Source organism: Hymenobacter sp. BT188 (assembly GCF_014333585.1).
Taxonomy (GTDB): domain Bacteria; phylum Bacteroidota; class Bacteroidia; order Cytophagales; family Hymenobacteraceae; genus Hymenobacter.
The window spans coordinates 483,285-502,428 of sequence record NZ_JACSCW010000002.1 but is presented as its reverse complement, the minus strand read 5'-3'; the positions used below and the strand labels follow the sequence as shown (position 1 = coordinate 502,428).

Below are 19,144 nucleotides of genomic sequence, written 5' to 3'. Positions count from 1 at the left end.
CGGCAGTGCGGCCCCGCCACTTCAGGGCAAAGTACGGCTGAAAAAAAGAAACGCACCGCTGTGGGCGGTGCGTTCCATGTAATAGTTGAATCAAATAAGGAGTTGCCTAAACGGGCTGCTCTCCAAACAAATCGCCGGGCGAGTTGCCGCGCAGGTGCTGCGGCATGAGCTTGCCCAAGTGCCGGTACGCGGCCTCCGTAGCTTCGCGGCCCCGGGAAGTACGCTTAATGTATCCTTCCTGAATCAGGAAAGGCTCGTACACTTCTTCGATAGTTTCCGATTCCTCGGAGCAGGCCGTAGCAATGGTGCTCAAGCCAACCGGGCCACCTTTGAACTTGTCGATGATGGTCGTTAGAATGCGCACGTCCATCTCGTCTAGGCCGTTTTGGTCCACGTCGAGGGCGTTTAGGGCAAACTGAGCGATGTCGACGGTGATGGTGCCAGTGCCTTTTATCTGGGCGAAGTCGCGGGTGCGGCGCAACAAGTTATTGGCGATACGCGGCGTACCACGCGACCGGCGAGCAATTTCGAAGGCCGCATCATCATGAATAGGCGTATTCAAAATCTCAGCTGAGCGCTTTACAATGCTGGTTAGCAGGGCTGAGTCGTAGTACTCCAGGCGGGCGTTGATACCAAAACGAGCACGAAGTGGTGAGGTCAGCAAGCCGGAGCGCGTAGTAGCACCGATGAGCGTAAATGGCGACAGTGAAATCTGTACCGAGCGCGCATTCGGACCGGAGTCGAGCATAATGTCGATCCGATAATCCTCCATGGCCGAGTACAGATATTCCTCCACCACGGGGTTGAGGCGGTGAATCTCGTCGATGAAGAGTACGTCGTTGGGCTCCAGGTTGGTCAGCAGCCCCGCCAGGTCGGAAGGCTTGTCAAGCACCGGACCGCTGGTCATTTTGATACCAGCTTCCAACTCGGCCGCAATAATGTGCGACAAGGTGGTTTTGCCCAGGCCGGGAGGTCCGTGGAGCAGGACGTGATCGAGGGCTTCGCCCCGCCGACGAGCGGCTGCCACGAATATTTTCAGGTTCTCGACGATTTTATCCTGACCCGTAAAGTCGGAGAAGCTGAGCGGCCGCAGTGCCTTATCAATCTCCTTTTCAGAAGGGTCCATGTGGTCACTGCCACCGGTGAGAAATGCTTCGCGCATAGCGTAAATACTAGGTTTGGCGTTGAGTGAAGATAACGCTTTGGGGGGCAAAATGCTTCCCGTTTTAGTAAAAATATTTAGTATAGTCTATTATAACTAAACATTTTAGCAAAAAAAAATAAACTTGATACAGAAGAACGTCATGCAGAGCGGCGCGAAGCATTTAGCATGTTTAGCTGGAGTGCTAATCCCGCGTCAGCCCGCGAGATGCTTCATTTTGCTCTGCATGACATTCTATTGGGAGATGAGTCGGCTTGGCAACGACAGCACGCAAGATGCTACGCTCTGCACGACGGCCTTTTTGAGTCAATTAATTAGTGTAGGACTGAATCCGCGCTACGGACGAATTCCTGTACACGCTCGGGCTGACCAAAGATGTAAAGCGTATCGTTGGGCTCGATGACCGTGTCGCCGGTCATTTCGTATAACATCTTTCCCCCACGCCGGATAGCCAGCAAACTGATGCCAAAGCGCTGCCGCACCTCGGTCTCCGATAAGGATTTGCCCACCAGTTCCCCTTCTTTGGACACCTGGAAGGTCGACATTTCGGCGTCGGCCAGCGAAATGTGCATCGATGACCACTCGCCATCCGTGAGGGAGCGGCGGCGCAGCATATCATAGCGCCCGGCGCGCAGTTCACTGATGAGCCTGTCGATTTCAGGCATAGGTACCAGGTACTTGGCCAGCACCCGCGAGAAGATCTCAATAGAAGCTTCCAGCTCCTCCGGTATTACTTCGGTGGCGCCGAGACGGTACAGCTCCTCCATCTCGTGGATGTAACGGGTGCGCACAAAAATGCAGGAGTTGGGGTTCATCTTGCGCAGAGATACCACAATGCGGCGGCTGCTGGCCGGGTCCGATATAGCGACTACCATCACGCGGGCATGCGCTACGTGGGCCTGCTCCAGCACATGCTCCTGCGAGGCGTCGCCGTACAGAATAGGCTCACCTTTTTCCCGCTCCTGGCGTACCGTAATGGGGTTCGTCTCGATAATTACATAGGGCACCTTGGCATATTTGGCAGCTTTCACCAGGTTGCGGCCGTTGAAGCCGTAGCCCATCACCACCAAGTGGTCGCTGAGCTTCTGCTCCTGCTCGGGGGGCAGCTGGTCGGTCTGCATGCGCAGGCCCTGGTCCAGCGACTGGAAAATCCGTAGTCGCAGCAGAAACGTGGCAAAAGGCTCGGCGCCCAGCATTACCAAGGGCGTCAGGCTCATGGTCAGGATAGAAACGGCTAGGAAATACTGGTACTCGCGCTGCTGCATCAGGCCCGCTTCCAGCCCCACTTTAGACAGAATAAAGGCAAACTCCCCTACTTGGCACAGGGCCAGACCAATCAGCAGCACCGAGCGCATGGGCAGCCGCAGGGCTAGGGCAGCGCCCACCGTGAGCAGGAACTTGACGGCCATAACGGCCAAGGTAATGAGCACGATGGTAAGCGGATTTTCCAAGAAAAACCGGACGTCGAGCAGCATACCAATGGACACAAAAAAGAAGCTAGCGAAAATCTCGCGGAAAGGCAGAATATTACTGACGGCCTCGTAGCTGTACTCCGATTCGGAGATAATAAGGCCCGCCAAAAAGGCCCCCAGCGCCAGCGAAAGCCCCACTGTAGACGTGAGCCACGCCACACCCAGACAGGTGCCGATGGTAGTGAGCAAGAACAACTCGCGGCTGCGCGTTCGGGCCACCACAAACAACAGGCGTGGCATAAGGTAGCGCGCCCCAAACCACACCAGCGCCAACACCCCACTGATTTTTACTGCCAGCAAGCCCAGATCGGCCCAGGGGTTGCCGGCGCCTTTGCCTGCCAGCATGGGCGTAAGCAGCATCATGGGCACTACAATCAAGTCCTGAAAGATGAGGATGGCCAGTATTACCTGCCCGTGCAGCGACTCCATCTCCAGCCGGTCCTGCAGGAGCTTGAGCACGATGGCGGTGCTGCTCAAAGCCAGCAGAAAGCCCAGAAATACGGCTTCAGGCGTCGAATACCCGAATGCCACTGCCAGCAGGTAAGTAGCGCCAATGGTAAGGCCAACCTGCAAGCTACCTCCCAGAAATACGGCCCGCTTGAGCCGCGAAAGGCTGGAGAGCGAGAACTCCAGGCCGATAGTAAACATAAGCAGAATTACACCCAGTTCGGCCAGCATATCCACGTCGCCCTGGGCCTTCACCAAGCCCAGCGCTGACGGGCCCGCCACAATACCCGTGACCAGAAACCCCACAATAGACGGCAGCCGCAGCTTATTAACCAGCAGAATGACGCCTACCGAGAGCAGCAGGATAATAATGACATCAGAAAATATAGGAACGTGCATAAACTTCTGAGGTAAATAAAACTGGCGCTAAGGGCAATTTTATTCCAAAGGTCCGTGAATTTTGCCCAAACACCTCAAGATAGTAGTCAAGACCTTGGTAAGCTCGGTCTATGGGCAATAAAGCCATTGCTGCTCACTAAGCCGCTAACACTATTTTTGCGTACCAAGTGCTGACAAAGACGCAAAAAGGAGCAAACAAAGAATGTATAGTAAAGCGGAAGTAGCGCAGTTTCGCCAAGCCTTCTGGACTACGTTTGGCCAATACATGGCCCCCGTACCCTCGACCGAAGGCACGCCCATCAACTGGATCAACTACAAAACCGGCTACAAAAACCTGTATTTCCGCCTGCACGCCGACAACCGCCGCGCCACCATTGGCATTGAGCTCACCCACGCCGACGCGGAAATTCGCCAGCTGTTTTTCGAGCAGTTTGAGCAATTGAAAGCTATGCTGGAGGAAACGTTGGGCGAAGCCTGGCATTGGGAGTTGGAAGCGCAGGATGCGAATGGTCAGCCCCTCAGCCGCATTTACCAAGAGTTGCAGCCCGTCAACCTATTCAGCCGCGACGACTGGCCCGCGCTAATTTCCTTCTTCAAGCCGCGCCTGATTGCGCTGGACGAGTTTTGGAGCAACGCGCAGTACGCGTTTGAGGAACTGCGGTAGCAGGTCAAAAAAGCCCCCTAGCATGCTGGGGGGCTTTTTTACACATTTGTTCTTTTAGCTATTTACTTGCGCAAGAGCAGCACTTCCATTTCCAGGTATAGCCAGTCATCTTCCCAGGCTTTGTGCGTGAGGCGGCCCGTCAGCTCAAAACCAGCATCGAGCAGTCGAGCTACAGTTTCGTTCCGACCCTCGGGCAAGTACCCCAGCCACATCGGCTCAGCGCCGGCGGTGTATACGCGCACGGCCCAGTCATCGTAGGCGCTGTCAGCTTCTCGGGCTACGGTCAGATCTTGACCAATCTGCAAATTTGGCTCGTAGGCCTTCAAGCCCTCGCGGTGTGAAGTACCGGCAATCAGGCATTCAAGTAATACTAAAGGCGAAGCGGAGTCAGCAGCCATAGCAGCAAGCAAGGAGAGTAATTCGTAAAAGATGAGCTAATATAGGTTTACTGGAGAAAGCAGTGTCAATCTTGGTTCGTATTGGCAAAACGATCTAAGCAAGAAGGGCCAGCTTATATACATAAGCTGGCCCTTCTTCAAACAACTAGATATTACTTAAACGCCTGAATACCCGTAATATCCGCACCCGTAATGAGCAAATGAATATCGTGGGTGCCTTCATAAGTAATCACCGACTCTAGGTTCATCATGTGGCGCATGATGGGGTACTCGCCTGTGATACCCATACCGCCGTGAATCTGACGGGCTTCGCGGGCAATATGCAGAGCCATATCCACGGAATTGCGCTTGGCCATACTGATTTGGGCGCTGGTAGCTTTGCCTTCGTTTTTCAAAACACCTAAGCGCCAAGCCATAAGCTGTGCCTTGGTGATTTCGGTAATCATTTCGGCCAGCTTGCGCTGCTGCAATTGGAAAGCGGCAATCGGCTTGCCGAACTGCTCGCGCTCCAGCGAGTACTTCAGGGCCGATTCGTAGCAGTCGATGGCGGCACCAATTGCCCCCCAGGCAATACCGAAGCGGGCCGAGTCGAGGCAGCTCAGGGGGCCTTTTAGGCCTTCCACATTGGGCAGGATGTTCTCTTTCGGGATGCGCACGTTGTCGAAGACCAACTCGCCGGTGGTGCTGGCGCGCAAGCTCCATTTGTTATGAATTTCGGGAGTAGTGAAGCCTTCCATTCCACGCTCCACGATAACGCCTTTGATGCGGCCTTGTTCGTTTTTTGCCCATACCACGGCAACCTGGCACTTGGGCGAGTTGGAAATCCAGAGCTTGGCACCATTCAGGATATAGTAGTCGCCTTTGTCTTCCAGCTTCGTAACCATACCGCCGGGGTTGGAGCCATGGTCAGGCTCCGTAAGACCGAAGCAGCCCAGCCATTCGCCCGAGGCCAGCTTGGGCAGAAACTTGCGCCGCTGTTCCTCCGAGCCGTACTGGTAAATCGGGAACATCACCAGGGAGCCCTGCACCGAGGCCGTGGAGCGCATGCCGGAGTCGCCGCGCTCAATTTCCTGCATAATCAGGCCGTAGCTGATGTAGTCGAGGCCGCCGCCGCCGTACTCGGCCGGAATGGTAGGACCAAAAGCGCCGACATCGCCAAACTTGCGCACGATTTCGGAGGGAAAATGCGCCTGCTGGGCCCACTTCTCGATGCTGGGCGAAATCTCGCGCTTCACGAAGTCGCGGATGCTCTGACGGATGAGCTTGTGCTCCTCGGTGAGCAGGCCGTCGAGGTCGAAATAATCGGTGAAGCCGGCGGCGTTGGTACTGCCTTTCTGGGCGGTGTGAGCTTTGGATTCGGGCGAGAGAACGTCGGCTTGAGATGACATAACAGAAGTATAAATGGGGTGGGAAGCTCAAAGATAAAAATTTCGGGCTGGGGTGGCTGTTCGCGTATCCAATCCGGCACACTCTCAGAACAGCCCACCGCTAAGCGGGTTCCAGCGCATCCCAAATTGATTCATCATCTTTCCGTCTCCAAACTACGTAGCGCATATCCATTGCGAAGTAGCTTGTAAGCCCGAGCAGCTAAGCTTACCGCTCTATTACCTACGATAGCCCCTTTGCAGGGCGGCAGTTTGCTTAAGTCTTTAGTTGAACGAAGATGTACCGTGTTAAAATAAGAGAACACCTTGATGGCCAGCTAGAAAAGCATCGCTCAAAGCTGATCGGCAAGGCTGATTCGGTGCTGTTTTACCTGAGCTTGGGTGGTTTACTCGTATTTCTGTACGATCTGGGATTTGCTCATACAGCCGCCGCCGATGCTACGCTCAACACTTTCTACGGCGTGTATACACTGGGCCTTGTGCTGGTTCTAAGTCTGCGCCTGATTCTGCTCAACCGGTCGGGCGTACCGAAGGGTTGGGTGATAGTAGAGTGTATTTTGATTCTACTGGGGGCGTATGGAGCGTTTTTGACCTTCTTTCCCGAGCAACTTGTGCTGACAGGTACCCGGCTGAGTCGATATATAGAAGAGGATTTTCTGATATTGATCGTGCTGCTGTATGTGTTCCTGATCGAGCTCTCCCGACGCTCTCTCACGTTTTATCAGCTGCGCTACAACCCAGCCCTTCTATTTATAGCCAGCTTTATTCTGTTGATTTTGCTGGGTACCGGCTTACTACTGCTGCCCCGAGCCACCGTAAATGGCATTAGTCTGCTCGATGCCCTTTTTACTTCCGCCAGCGCCGTTTGCGTCACGGGTCTGATTACCGTTGATACGGCCACTTACTTTACCACCTTTGGCAAAGTGGTCATCATCGTCCTGATTCAGCTTGGTGGGCTAGGTATCATGACTTTCACCAGCTTCCTGACGTTGTTTTTCCAACGCTCATCGTCATTTCAGAACCAGCTTTTCATGCAAGGTCTTGTTAATGAGGATAGTATTGGCAACACCATGCGCACCATCGGCAACATTGTCTGGATCACCTTTTTGGTTGAATTTGTGGGCGCGTGCCTCATTTATGCATCCATCGGGCCAGCAGAAATACCGCAGCTACACGACCGCATCGGCTTTGCCATTTTTCATTCCATCTCCGCCTTCTGCAACGCCGGGTTCTCGACCCTCTCAGCCGGCTTATACGACATCAACTTTCGCTTCAACTATAGCTTGCAACTTGTAGTAATTGCGCTAATTGTTATAGGAGGACTTGGCTTCCCTATCATTTTCAACCTATACAGCTATCTGCAGAAAAGAATCAGAAACCGCTGGCAGCAAGTATATCATCGGGAGCGCTACGTGTATATCCCGCGCATTATCAATGTGAATACCAAGCTGGTACTGCTTACTTCAGCCATTTTGCTCGTGGGGGGCACTTTTCTGTTCTATGCTATTGAGTACAATAATACCCTGAGTGAACACAGCGGTTTTGGCAAATTTGTAGCGGCCTTGTTCGGGGGTGTTACGCCCCGTACCGCTGGCTTCAACACCGTTGATATGTCTCAGCTGAGCGTGCCGCTGGTATTGATTTATCTGCTGCTCATGTGGGTGGGGGCCTCGCCGGGCTCGACAGGCGGCGGCATCAAGACCACCACATTCGCGCTCGCCTTCCTGAACATTTCCAGTATTGCGCGCGGCAAGGAACGGTTGGAGTTGTTTGGTCGTCAGGTGCCGAGCAAGTCCGTGCAGCAGGCTTTTGCCGTCATGATGCTGTCGTTCTTGGTTATCGGTCTGGCTACGCTTCTTATTGCGTATTTCAACCCCGGCATACCCCTCTTAAAAGTGGCTTTTGAGGCTTTCTCTGCCTATAGCACCGTCGGGCTGAGCCTAAATCTGACGCCTGAGCTGACTACCGGCAGCAAGCTAGTCATCATTGTAACTATGTTTTTGGGGCGCGTAGGTACGTTCACTTTGATTGCTGGTGTATTAAGCAAGGTTAACAATCTGAACTACCGCTACCCTTCCGAAAACATTATTATTACCTAACATACTGCTGAGCAAACGCACATGAAATTCATCATTGTCGGGTTGGGCTACTTTGGCTCGTCGCTATCAATTAGGCTTACGGAAATGGGCCACGAGGTTATTTCCGTTGATAACGATATTGCCAAGGTTACCCAATACAAAGACCGCATTACGCATACTGTTTGCCTAGACGCTAAAGATCAGCAGGCCCTCTCTACACTCCCCATCAACGATACCGATGTAGTGCTGGTGGGCATTGGCGAAGATTTTGGGGCTTCGGTGATGGCCGTGGCCAACTTCAAGCAGCTTCGAGTAAAACGGCTTATTGGCCGGGCTATTTCACCCCTGCACCAAACAGTACTGGAGGCCATTGGAGTAGATAAGATTATCAGGCCCGAAATGGAATCGGCCGAGCGCCTCGCTAAAAGTCTCGACTTGAAAGGCATTCTGGATTCGCTGGAGCTAACCGAAGATTACAATATCATTCAGGCGACGGTGCCCACGCATTACGTGGGCAAAACAATACAGGAGACCAACTTTCGTCAGAAATACAATATTAATGTACTGACTATCATTCGATTGAAGGATGATACCAACTTATTTGGCCGCCCCCAGCGCAAGCCAGCGGCTATTGGCGTAGTAGCCCCCGATACCGTGTTTGAAGCCGGTGATACGCTAGTGCTTTTCGGCAGAATGGAAGACATAAAGAAATTATTGCAATAGCTTAAAGCTGCTTTTGATACATATGGAGGCATTTTTTTGCAGAGTTGTCCATTTATTTGGCTTAGCCGTACAGTCGTTCCTGCATTACCCTTACATTCAGTTCCACTAAAGCTAAAAAGCCCCCCAGCGGCTGCTTAGCTGGTATTCAGCCGGCAAATTGCGGTTTGTCGTTTCTACGCCCGCTTTTCCTACTTATATGAGTCACGAGAAGAAGCTTAACGAACTGGAAGCCACTGCCATTTGCGGCAATGACATTTCCTCTTCGTGCTTGTACGTATCCGCTTTGGCCATTGCCTACGCCGGGCAATACGCCTGGATTGCGCTCCTTATGGTGGGCGCCGTACTGTTCCTTTTTCGGAAGATATACGGCGAAGTGGTGGGCGCCCTCCCGCTGAATGGCGGCGCCTATAACGTGCTCCTGAACACGACCAGTAAGCGCAACGCAGCCTTGGCGGCCTGTCTAACTATTCTATCCTACATGGCTACGGCGGTTATTTCGGCCAGCGAAGCCATGCACTACTTACACACGCTGTGGCACGGCCTGCCGATAATCTGGGCTACGCTAGGGCTACTGGGGCTATTTTTGGTGCTTACTATTCTGGGCATATCAGAGTCGGCAAAGGTGGCGGTGGCTATTTTCCTGGTGCATCTTATCTCGCTTACCTTGCTGGTAGGCAGCGCCATCTGGTACTTAACCACCCACGGTACGGATGTACTCACCGCTAATTTCAGTCTGCCTCTGAAAGGCGGCAGCATAGCGAATGCGTTGTTTTTCGGGTTTAGCGCGGCTATGCTAGGCATTTCGGGGTTTGAGAGCTCCGCCAACTTTGTGGAAGAGCAGGCCCGGGGCGTATTTGGCAAAACCCTGCGCAATATGTGGATAGTGGTGAGCTTCTTCAACCCAGCTATTGCCTTTCTGGCCGTAGCGGCCCTACCGATGGGCGAGGTTGGGAAGCATACCGAAACGCTACTGTCGCATCTGGGCAACACTACCGGCGGCGCCTGGCTGGGTATGCTGATTTCGGTGGATGCGGTGGCCGTACTCAGTGGGGCCGTGCTTACGTCTTTTGTGGGGGTAAGCGGCCTGATGAAGCGCATGACCCTAGACCGCATTCTGCCCCAATTCTTTCTGAAGGAAAACAAGAACGAGAGCAATTATATCATCCTCATAACCTTCTTCCTGCTGTGCGTATCGGTGCTGCTGATTACCAATGGGCAACTGGGGCCGCTATCGGGGGTGTACACCATTTCGTTTTTGGCGGTCATGGCGTTCTTCGCGCTGGGCAACTTTTTGCTCAAGCGTAAGCGGCCCAAGCTACCACGGCCAGTGTACGCGGGTATTCTTACCGTAACGCTGGCCCTTATCAGTATTCTGGTGGCCTTGTATGGCAACATCAAAATTCACCCGGATTACCTGGTTGTGTTTCTGTCGTACTTTCTGCCAGCCATGGTGCTGATTTATGTGATGCTGAACCGCATTGGCATCCTAAACCTAATATTGGCAGCCGCTAATTCCTTTGCCGAGCAGTCGCCTCGCTTTTCGCGCCTAGTGCGTCTTAAGCTGCGGCAGATGCTGCGGGAGCTGCACCAACAGGAGTTCGTCTTTTTTACGAAGGGTGACAACGTATCGAACCTCAACAAGGTGATGGCTTACGTGGTAGAAAATGAATTTACGACCAAGCTAAAAATCGTGACGCTGCTCAGACCTGGTGAAACGTATCCGCAGGACTTACTCACTGATATCCGTGTATTGGATCGTGCATACGACCAAATTGAAGTAGATTTTGTGAGTATGGAGGGCAAGTTTGGCCCTGAGCTGATTGACAAGCTCTCACAGGAATGGCAGATACCGAAGAACTTCATGTTTATTGGCTCGCCCGGCGACCAATTTCCTTACCACGTCTCCGAACTAGGTGGCGTGCGGTTAATTATTTGAGTTGCAGATTAGTCCGCTTCCTCGGATGGTGGTGACAATTGCTTTTTACTAAATATGTCGCTTTCATTGAGCAAAAAAGCCCCCCAGAACAGTTCTGGGGGGGCTTTTTTATGGGCGTTAAATCCCCGCCACCATCTGAGGAAGCGGACTAATCTGCAAAATCCGCGATTCAAATCTTTAAGCCCACCGAAACCAGGAAGTTGCGTGTAGCCTGGGGGTAATACCAGTTGAAAGTTTCCTGCTGTCCGCTGGCGCCAAGGTAGCCGTAGGTGTAGCCATTGGCCACGTACTCACGGTTGAGCACATTATTGACGAGCAAAGCCAGCTCTATTTCCTTCATAAACGTGGGGCGAAGTGCGTAGCGCACCCGAAAATCGAGCACCTGATAGGGTTGAATGCTACGGGCTTCGTTGGCAGAATTATCGAGATGCTGGCGGCTCACGGTTTTGTAGAGCAACGCCACACGCAGCCCGTTCAGCGGCTGGCCCTCCAGCGTGTGCGCCGACACGGCCGACGGCGAATAGGAAATAGTGGTTGTGCGGCCTTCGGTGGCTACTACGGGGTTAAAGTCTTCGTCGTAGGAAACGTCGCGGTAGTCCAGAATACGGTTGCGGCTGAGCGTGAGCGTGCTGCTCAGGCTGATTTTATCATCGGCTGATATAAAGCCCGTTAGCTCGACGCCGGTGCGGTAGCTGCGGGTCACGTTGGTGCGCAGCGCGGTGCCCACGTCGTTTAGCTGGCCGGTAGCGACCAGCTGGTTGCGATAATTCATGTAGAAGTAGTTGGCCTCCAAGCGCAGCGCCGTGCGAGGCGTCAGCAGGTTGAGGGCCGACAGGTTTAGGCGGTAGCCAGCTTCGAAGTCTTCGAGACGTTCGGCTTTGGCGCTTTGGTCGCCGGCGGGACGGTCGGTGAAGTCAGCGCGCACGGGCTCGCGCTGGCCCACTGCGAAGCTGGCGTAGAGCTGCTGCCCTTCGGCCAGAGAGAAAGTGGCGCCGGCTTTAGGGTTAAAAAATGTGTATTCGGCGCGGGTCGTGACGTCGTTCTGGTCGTCCTCTACCCCATCGATGCTGTATTTGATGTGGCGCAGTTGCAGGTCGCCGTACATGCCGAGCCGGGGTAGCACCTGCCAGGTGGCGCGGGCGTAGGTGTTGTAATCCGACTTGGTCGCTTCGTTGAAGTAGTAGCGCTGGCGAATGTTGCTGGTAGAAGCGTACTGCGCCCAAATGATTTCGCCGTAGTGGTCATTGTCGAAGCGATTTACGGCCCCGCCAAGCGTCGCCTCGAACTTGTCGTTGTTTTTGGGCTGGTAATTCAAGGCGAAGGTGCCGCCGTAGAAGTAGTTATCCAGCCACTTTTGATCCACCAAGTCGGTGCGGGAAACGGTTTGGTTGCCTAGCACTACGTTGGGAAGGTTGTAAGCCGAAAACCGCCGATTGGCGCGGAAGCTTTCGTAGTAGCCAAAGCCACGCGTGAGGTGCAGAGCCGCCCCAATGTTCCAATCCTGACCCAAGCCCTGCGAGAGGTGAAGCTGGTAGTGGTTTTGCTGGTAATTATCGGTTTGATTATCGTAAGTGTAGTAGCTATAGCGGCGGCCTTCTTGCAGCACGCGCTCGGCATCGGTGGTGGACAGCTCACCGTTGTCCACATAGGTTTGCAGCAAGTCGCGGTTGCCGGTAATGGCCGGCTCGGGCACACCGTTCCAGGCCTGGTAGGTTTTCTCCCGCCCCGAGAAAGTGATGAACTTAATTAGCGTATTCTTGGCCTGGTAGCCAGCGGCCAGATAGTACGATTTCAGATCCGACTCGGCGCGGTTCATGTAGCCATCGGTGGCGATGCGCGAAAGGCGGCCATCAATAGTAAAATGCCCCCCAAGCAGTCCCGTGCCAAACTGCACGTTGTTTTTCCAGGTATTAAAAGAGCCGTAGGCATTCTGGGTTTCGGCGTAAGCCTCGCGGCGCACATCAAGCGTTGAGATATTGATGCTGGCCCCAAAAGCCGCGCCGCCGTTTTGGCTGGTACCCACGCCGCGCTGCACCTGCAGGCTGCTCACCGACGAAGCCAGGTCAGGCAGGTTCACCAAAAAAGCCCCCCGCGACTCCGGGTCGTTCAACGGCACGCCGTTGATGGTCATGTTGATACCCGTATTGCTCGTGCCCCGAATGCGAATATCGGTGTAGCCCACGCCGGCGCCGGCATCGGAGGTCACGACTACAGAAGGCGTCTGGTCGAGCAGGTAAGGTAGGTCCTGGGCGAAGTTGCGCTTGTCGAGGTCTTCGCGGCTGAGGTTGGAGTAAGCAGTGGCTGTGCGGTCGTTGGCGCGGGAGGCCGTTACGAGAGCTTCGCCAATAATGACTGACGCAGATTGCAGCAGCACTGCCGGCACCTGCTGAAGCTCCGATTGCCCAACTATCTGCACCGTGGCGGGCTCAAACCCGATGGCCGTAAACCGGAGTGCATGCAAACCGGCAGGCACGGCGGGCACTTGAAACGAACCGTCGGCGGCGGTAGCGCCCACGGCCTGGCCGTCGAGGTAGATAGTGGCTCCGGGCACAGGCTGCTGGCTGGCGTCGGGGCTGGAGGCATGCAGAGTTCCGGACACTGAGCCTTGCGCCCATGCCGCGCCGGATAGCGCCAGAAGCGCCGCGACGGTCAATACGTACTTTTTCAAAAGTGAAAAATGGAAAAGGTGGAACGAACCGCCCTCCAGGGGTCGGAGGATCGGTTTTTACGTTCGCGGACCGTTTGTTCCCTTCGCCAGCATTACCCGGATCAGGTTCAATGGGTATGATCTCAGCCCCGCTGCCGGCAAAATGACCGGTTAAGTTGGTGGGGCACCCCTAAACTTCGTTGCAAAGCTACAACCAGTGATTTATAGTTCCTACCGATAGAGCGTGGGGCTTTACTTTCACTCAAAAACTATGTAACTTAGGGAAGGCACTACCCGGCCAGGAAAATTGTGTCGTTCGAAAACAACTCTGCCCCGGCCCCGTTAGTTTATCATCGGAGCCTATGATCCTCATACTGCGTTGAACTTCAGTCATTACCCACCATGATCAGCCTTGTTTATACGCTCGTGGTTCTTGCCATTCTCGCCTATTTCATGGTCGTGCCCCGGCGTCGTTACCAGCGTCCACCCTCTTCTGATAACGACGATGAGGGCGGTGAGCCGCTCGACGACGGCCTGCCAGACCTGGATTTGCCCCCTGGCATCACGCGCCCCATCAACGACTGGGAGCCCGACTACAACCGTCGGCCTACTTCCCCGAGTCGCCCGACTGCGCCGCTCCTTTCGTAGCGGTAGTTAAGCAAGAAAAGCCCCTGCGGCCCGCTCCCCTGCTGTCATCGTGGCTGACGCAGCACCTTGGAGCAGGCCATAGGGGCTTTTTCGTGTAAGCCAACCAGCGGTTCCGTTATTCCACTGTAATGCTGTATTCGGTGGTAAATGTCTGGTTGGGGGGCAAATTCAGAATACCTTCTTTATTGGCTAATTCCTGTGGGCCGCCGACCGTGCTGGCCACGCCCTGCCAAGGCTCTACGCATACGAAAGGAGCACCGGGGCCTTTGGTCCAGAGACCTAAATATGGAAACCCATCGAAGCGCACGCGCACGGCACGCTCGGATGTACGGCTCCGTAAGGTGAGGTGAGTGAAGTCGAACTTTTTCAACACCAGCGCATCATCAGCGAATAACTCGTAGGTCAGGGGCAGCTCCGTTTGGTCATTTAATACGGGTTCCGTCTGGCCTGTGAGCAGACCACCAGCCAGCAAATGCCGCTCAAAGCTGACGGCATGATCGAACTCGAAACAATAGTCCTCAAACTGCTCGTCGGGCAGCAACGGGCACCGAAACGCCGGGTGCGCCCCAATACTAAACAGCAATTCCTGCTCAGCAGCCCGGTTATGTACTTGCCAACCTACTACCAGCCTATTGCCCCGCAATTGGTAGCGGATGATCAGCTCAAAATCGAAGGGATAGAGCGCGCGCGTGTTTTCATCAGCCTTCAAGCTAAAAATCAGCTCATCGCTGGTTTGGCTAAGCAAAGCAAACTGCTGGTCGCGAGCAAATCCGTGCTGGGGTAACTTGTACTCCTTGCCTTCGTGCAGGTACGTATCCAGCGGCAAGCGGCCTACGATGGGAAAGAGTACGGGCGCATGGCGCGCCCACACGGCTGGGTCGGCTTGCCAGATATACTCTAGGTTGTTAAGATCTTTGCGAATAAAGCTGCTTAATTCGGCGCCGTGAGAGTTCACGGTTACGCGGCACTGGTCGTTTTCGAGAGAAAAAATCATGTAGATAGAGCTTGTTTTTTCAGGAGATCTACTGCCTTACGCGCTTGCTCAAACCGTTGGCCACTTGGGCCGCTTATTTCGAGACAAGTAGCGCCCATCGCTTGCAGCTCGGCTAGGTATAAATCATAAAAATACTGGCGACGATGTGGGTGCTCGCGTAGGGGATCAAACGCCCAAGGCAAGTCGATGCCAGGCAGCAGAACCAGGTCGTAGCGCTGTTGCTCTAAGTGGCGCTGAATCCAGGCTGGACATTGCCCAAACGCGTCTTCCGCCCATATTTTAATCACCAACAGATCCGTATCGAAGAATACGACTTCGTGCGCCGCGGCTGCCGCCGTAGCTTCAGCAGCTAGTTGGCCGCGGGCTATTTGCTCTAAGTCTTGTAGAGTGTAGCTCGCACCGTGCTCTTCCAGATAGTGTCGGGCGTACTCAGGAGCCCAGGTGGTACCGTAGTGCTCGGCTAGCTGACGGCTCAACGTTGATTTCCCCGTTGACTCAGGGCCGGTAATAGCGACGCGCAGCATTAGGCAGTTTGCGGCTGAAGGTTGGCTCGTAGCAGCCGACGCCACTCTAGGTAGCCATAGGCTGCCAGCACCAAGTACACCGCATATAGCCCCGCTGTAAGATAAAGCTCGCGGTGCCAGTACAAGCCGATATAAGCGACATCGACCACCAGCCAGAGTATCCAGTTTTCGAGCTTTTTGCGCGTCAGCAGCACTTGTGCTACCAAGCTGATGGCTGTGGTAGAGCTATCCCAGTACGGAATGGCGGCATCGGTGTGCTCGCTTAAAGCATAGCCCACTCCTACTGCATAGGCTACCGCTACGGCGCTCAACCACGTCCATTGCTGCGACGTGGCCCGCGTTACGGGCAGTTCCTGCGCTTGCGGACCACCATACAGCCATTGGTACCAGCCATAAAATGCTAAGGCAATAAATACGCCCTGCAAAGCCATATCGGAATATAGGCGCGCCTCCCAAAACACGATAACGTAGAGGGCGCAGCTAACTAACGCGGTGGGGAAGTTCCAGATAGAATTGCGAGCAGCCAGCCATACGCAGGCTATACCCGTTATCACCCCAGCCAACTCTACGGGGCTGCTGGCCAGCAAGCCAGACCACAAATCAGATAAGGCCACACACTGTTGTTTAGACCATGGGAAAGACCGAAGGTAGCAAGGCTTCCCTTATTTTTGCCCCCCAGCCGCCTTTTTGCAGCCCAACCCTAACCTTACGCTATGCTTCCTGAACTCACTCCTCAAGATCTGCACGCCCGTCTACAGCGTGGCGAATTGCTGCAACTCGTGGACGTGCGCGAGCCGGAGGAGTATGAATACTGTCATATAGAAGGCAGTTTGCTGCTGCCTTTGGGCGATATTCCGCAGCACGTAGAAAAGCTGGCCACCGACCGGCCGGTAGTTCTGATATGCCACCACGGAGTCCGCTCGGCGCAGGCGCTGGGTTATTTGCAGCATCGTCATGGCCTCACGAACCTACTGAATCTGCGAGGAGGAATTCATGCTTGGAGCGTACAGGTTGACCCTTCAGTAGCGATATATTAGTTGGTCATAACGGTCTGGCTGGCATACATCCACCTTCCAGATAAGATATTCTACATAATCCATCGACTTGCAACTCCCAGATCTGCCTATTCGCGCGGCCCTACCCGAGCTACTTTCTACGCTTGGCTCAACGAATTGCGCCGTATTGCAGGCGCCGCCGGGAGCGGGCAAAACGACATTGGTTCCGCTGGCTTTGCTAAACGCACCCTGGATGCCGCCCACCGGGCGCATTATCGTGCTCGAACCGCGGCGGCTTGCCGCACGGGCGGCGGCGGCACGCATGGCTCAGCTCCTCGGCGAGCCGGTAGGACAAACCGTGGGTTATCGGGTGCGATTAGAAAGTCGGATTTCGGCCAAAACCCGCATTGAAGTAGCTACGGAGGTCATTCTGACGCGCATGTTGCAGGATGATCCGGCGCTGGAAGGTGTAGCGGCCGTGCTGTTTGATGAGTTTCATGAGCGCAGCGTGCAGGCCGACTTGGGCTTAGCCCTGGCCCTTGATGCCCAGGCAGTACTGCGCCCCGACTTGCGAATTCTTATCATGAGTGCTACGCTGGAAGCAGAGCGCTTGGGCACTTGGCTGGGAGCGCCAGTAGTACGAAGCGCAGGTCTGCAACATCCGGTCAGTACGCATTATTTGCCCCCCAGTCGGGTTGCAGCGGCCGGAAATCGCCCCACCGAGCGCCTGACTGCCTTGGTACCGACTGCTATTCGTGAGGCGCTGGCTCATCATCCGCTCGGCGACGTGCTGGTGTTTCTGCCTGGCCTAGCTGATCAGCGCCGCGTGGCTGAGCGCCTAGTCGGCACACTGGCGCCTGCTGTTGACGTGCATGTGCTGCATGGTGAGTTGCCCGCTGAGCAGCAGGATGCGGCTCTTCGACCTGCACTGGCAGGGCGCCGCAAAATAGTATTGGCCACCAGCATTGCTGAGACCAGCTTGACCATTGAAGGAGTGCGAGTGGTGATTGATGGGGGTTACGCCCGAGTCCCACACTTTGAGCCCCGCACGGGCTTGAGCACGCTCCAAACGGTCCCCGTGAGTCAGGCTGCGGCCGACCAACGCCGTGGGCGCGCCGGCCGTTTAGGGCCAGGAACCTGCGTACGCCTTTGGACTGAAGCTGAGCATGCTGAACGTCCGGCACATTTGCCCCCCGAAATCCTTACCGCCGACTTGAGTGGCCTTGCCCTTGAGTTGGCGCTATGGGGAACCTACGACCCAGCTGCTTTGCGCTGGCTTGATGCGCCACCTGCTCCGGCCCTAGCACAGGCCCGCGACTTGCTGGTCAGGTTGGGCGCTATTTTGCCCCCCGGACCTCCAACGCCGCATGGTCGTGCTTTAGCTGGGCTGGGGTTGGTCCCTCGTTTAGGCCATCTGGTACTACGAGGCAAAGAAGCGGGACACGGCTCCACTGCCTGCGCATTAGCTGCTTTGCTCACGGAACGCGACCTATTGCGACCAGCCGACAGCGCCCCCGCCCCACCCGATTTGCGTCTGCGTCTTGAAGCCCTAATGACGGGTCGGACGCCCCTGCCCGGCTTGGTGCCCGATAGCGGAGCCATGCACAGAGTACGTGAGGCAGCAGTAGTGCTCCGAAATCGGGCTAATGTTCTTAATTCCACTATTGAACCTGATGCGGCCGGCCTGCTGGCTGCCCTTGCTTACCCCGACCGCCTGGCCCAGCGCGAAACGCCCGAGCGCGTCCGACTCGTAACTGGTCAGCGCGCCTTGTTGCCAGCCGAGCATTTTGGTCAGGAAGCTGTGTTTTTTGCCGTGGCTCACCTGGATGGGAATGCCACCGCGCCGCGTGCCGTACTTGCTGCCCCCCTCGACCGCGCCGAACTCGAACATCATTTCCCAGAGCTCATAACCAATTCAGAAGAAGTACGCTGGGATGAGGCCGCTGGGCGAGTGGTCGCCCGCCGTCTGCGTCGTTTGGGAGCGCTAACTCTCGCTGACCAGCCACTTTCCCAACCTGATCCGGCCGCTGTAGAAGAAGCTTTACTGCATGGGTTACAACGTCAGGGAATTGTACGCTTGCCTTGGACTGAAGAGGCGCAGCATTTGCGCGAGCGGCTGGCTTTTCTGCACCATATAAGCTCTACTGAGTGGCCTGATGTGTCAGATGCTGCTCTACAACTCCGTCTATCAGAGTGGCTTGGACCTTTTCTTATAGGCATGCGCTCTCTTGCCGAGGTAAACCGGCTGGATTTAAGTGAAGCCCTGCTGAGCTGGTTGCCGAGCGGCTGGGCGCAACGCCAAGAGCTGGACCGTTTAGCGCCTTCCCATATTGTGGTTCCAACCGGCTCGCGCATTCGCATTAACTACGCTGACTCCGCAGCGCCCGCGCTGGCGGTGCGCTTACAGGAGGTTTTTGGGCTTTTGGATACGCCGCGAGTAGCTGGGGGGCAAATTCCGCTTACTATGCACTTGCTTTCGCCCGGCCACCGACCCGTACAGGTCACGCGGGATCTGCGCTCTTTCTGGGCCACGGGCTACTTCGAGGTACGCAAGGATATGCGCGGCCGTTATCCGAAACATTACTGGCCCGATAACCCCCTGGAAGCGGAACCTAGGCGGGGCACGCGTCGGCAAAATGGCTTAAAGTAAGGGAGCACCCCTATTGCGTACT

General features: G+C 55.1%; 15 protein-coding genes and 1 riboswitch. Of the genes, 7 read left to right on the top strand and 8 right to left on the bottom strand.

Annotated elements, in window-relative coordinates:
* Nucleotides 1–106: 106 nt before the first annotated feature.
* Nucleotides 107–1,162 carry a Holliday junction branch migration DNA helicase RuvB gene (gene ruvB, locus H8B13_RS06270; RefSeq protein ID WP_187309950.1) on the bottom strand — a complete coding sequence of 352 codons (1,056 nt, stop codon included), beginning with the start codon at nucleotides 1,160–1,162 and terminating at the stop codon, nucleotides 107–109.
* Between the two features lie 314 nt (nucleotides 1,163–1,476).
* Nucleotides 1,477–3,480, bottom strand: a complete 2,004-nt coding sequence (locus H8B13_RS06265; protein ID WP_187309949.1) for a monovalent cation:proton antiporter family protein — start codon at nucleotides 3,478–3,480, stop codon at nucleotides 1,477–1,479.
* A gap of 202 nt (nucleotides 3,481–3,682) precedes the next feature.
* Between H8B13_RS06265 and H8B13_RS06260 the strand changes: the two genes are divergently transcribed.
* A complete protein-coding gene (locus H8B13_RS06260; protein WP_187309948.1) occupies nucleotides 3,683–4,144 on the top strand; it encodes a DUF4268 domain-containing protein in 462 nt (153 codons plus the stop codon).
* Nucleotides 4,145–4,206: 62 nt separating this feature from the next.
* Here the strand turns inward: H8B13_RS06260 and H8B13_RS06255 are convergent, their stop codons facing one another.
* Together H8B13_RS06255 and H8B13_RS06250 are read right to left on the bottom strand one after the other, a co-directional pair.
* Nucleotides 4,207–4,542 carry an HIRAN domain-containing protein gene (locus tag H8B13_RS06255; RefSeq protein WP_187309947.1) on the bottom strand — a complete coding sequence of 112 codons (336 nt, stop codon included), beginning with the start codon at nucleotides 4,540–4,542 and terminating at the stop codon, nucleotides 4,207–4,209.
* A gap of 152 nt (nucleotides 4,543–4,694) precedes the next feature.
* Entirely contained in the window at nucleotides 4,695–5,930 is a 1,236-nt protein-coding gene (locus H8B13_RS06250; RefSeq protein WP_261990251.1) for an acyl-CoA dehydrogenase family protein, read from the bottom strand.
* 275 nt (nucleotides 5,931–6,205) lie between these two features.
* Here H8B13_RS06250 and H8B13_RS06245 point away from each other — a divergent pair, with 275 nt between their 5' ends.
* From H8B13_RS06245 to H8B13_RS06235, 3 genes are all read left to right on the top strand, one after another.
* Complete coding sequence (locus H8B13_RS06245; RefSeq protein WP_187309946.1) at nucleotides 6,206–8,026, top strand: TrkH family potassium uptake protein; 1,821 nt, start codon at nucleotides 6,206–6,208, stop codon at nucleotides 8,024–8,026.
* A 21-nt stretch (nucleotides 8,027–8,047) separates the two neighbouring features.
* A complete protein-coding gene (locus H8B13_RS06240; protein WP_187309945.1) occupies nucleotides 8,048–8,728 on the top strand; it encodes a potassium channel family protein in 681 nt (226 codons plus the stop codon).
* A 196-nt stretch (nucleotides 8,729–8,924) separates the two neighbouring features.
* The gene (locus H8B13_RS06235; RefSeq protein ID WP_187309944.1) at nucleotides 8,925–10,664 is read left to right on the top strand and encodes an APC family permease; all 1,740 of its coding nucleotides are present in this window, start codon (nucleotides 8,925–8,927) and stop codon (nucleotides 10,662–10,664) included.
* Between the two features lie 169 nt (nucleotides 10,665–10,833).
* Here the strand turns inward: H8B13_RS06235 and H8B13_RS06230 are convergent, their stop codons facing one another.
* Entirely contained in the window at nucleotides 10,834–13,332 is a 2,499-nt protein-coding gene (locus tag H8B13_RS06230; RefSeq protein WP_187309943.1) for a TonB-dependent receptor, read from the bottom strand.
* Between the two features lie 59 nt (nucleotides 13,333–13,391).
* A riboswitch (TPP riboswitch) is annotated at nucleotides 13,392–13,513 on the bottom strand.
* A gap of 200 nt (nucleotides 13,514–13,713) precedes the next feature.
* Here H8B13_RS06230 and H8B13_RS06225 point away from each other — a divergent pair.
* Nucleotides 13,714–13,959, top strand: a complete 246-nt coding sequence (locus H8B13_RS06225) for a hypothetical protein (RefSeq protein WP_187309942.1) — start codon at nucleotides 13,714–13,716, stop codon at nucleotides 13,957–13,959.
* A 115-nt stretch (nucleotides 13,960–14,074) separates the two neighbouring features.
* Here the strand turns inward: H8B13_RS06225 and H8B13_RS06220 are convergent, their stop codons facing one another.
* Genes H8B13_RS06220 through pnuC form a run of 3 tightly spaced genes read right to left on the bottom strand, consistent with a single transcriptional unit; the run spans nucleotide 14,075 to nucleotide 16,091 of the window.
* Nucleotides 14,075–14,953 carry an aldose 1-epimerase family protein gene (locus H8B13_RS06220; protein WP_187309941.1) on the bottom strand — a complete coding sequence of 293 codons (879 nt, stop codon included), beginning with the start codon at nucleotides 14,951–14,953 and terminating at the stop codon, nucleotides 14,075–14,077.
* A complete protein-coding gene (locus tag H8B13_RS06215) occupies nucleotides 14,950–15,477 on the bottom strand; it encodes an AAA family ATPase (protein WP_187309940.1) in 528 nt (175 codons plus the stop codon). The genes H8B13_RS06220 and H8B13_RS06215 overlap by 4 nt, the downstream gene beginning before the upstream one ends.
* Nucleotides 15,477–16,091 carry a nicotinamide riboside transporter PnuC gene (gene pnuC, locus H8B13_RS06210; protein ID WP_187309939.1) on the bottom strand — a complete coding sequence of 205 codons (615 nt, stop codon included), beginning with the start codon at nucleotides 16,089–16,091 and terminating at the stop codon, nucleotides 15,477–15,479. Before pnuC ends, H8B13_RS06215 begins: the two co-directional genes overlap by 1 nt.
* 99 nt (nucleotides 16,092–16,190) lie before the next feature.
* Between pnuC and H8B13_RS06205 the strand changes: the two genes are divergently transcribed.
* Complete coding sequence (locus H8B13_RS06205; RefSeq protein WP_187309938.1) at nucleotides 16,191–16,514, top strand: rhodanese-like domain-containing protein; 324 nt, start codon at nucleotides 16,191–16,193, stop codon at nucleotides 16,512–16,514.
* Nucleotides 16,515–16,581: 67 nt separating this feature from the next.
* Nucleotides 16,582–19,122, top strand: a complete 2,541-nt coding sequence (hrpB, locus tag H8B13_RS06200; protein ID WP_187309937.1) for an ATP-dependent helicase HrpB — start codon at nucleotides 16,582–16,584, stop codon at nucleotides 19,120–19,122.
* Nucleotides 19,123–19,144: the final 22 nt, after the last annotated feature.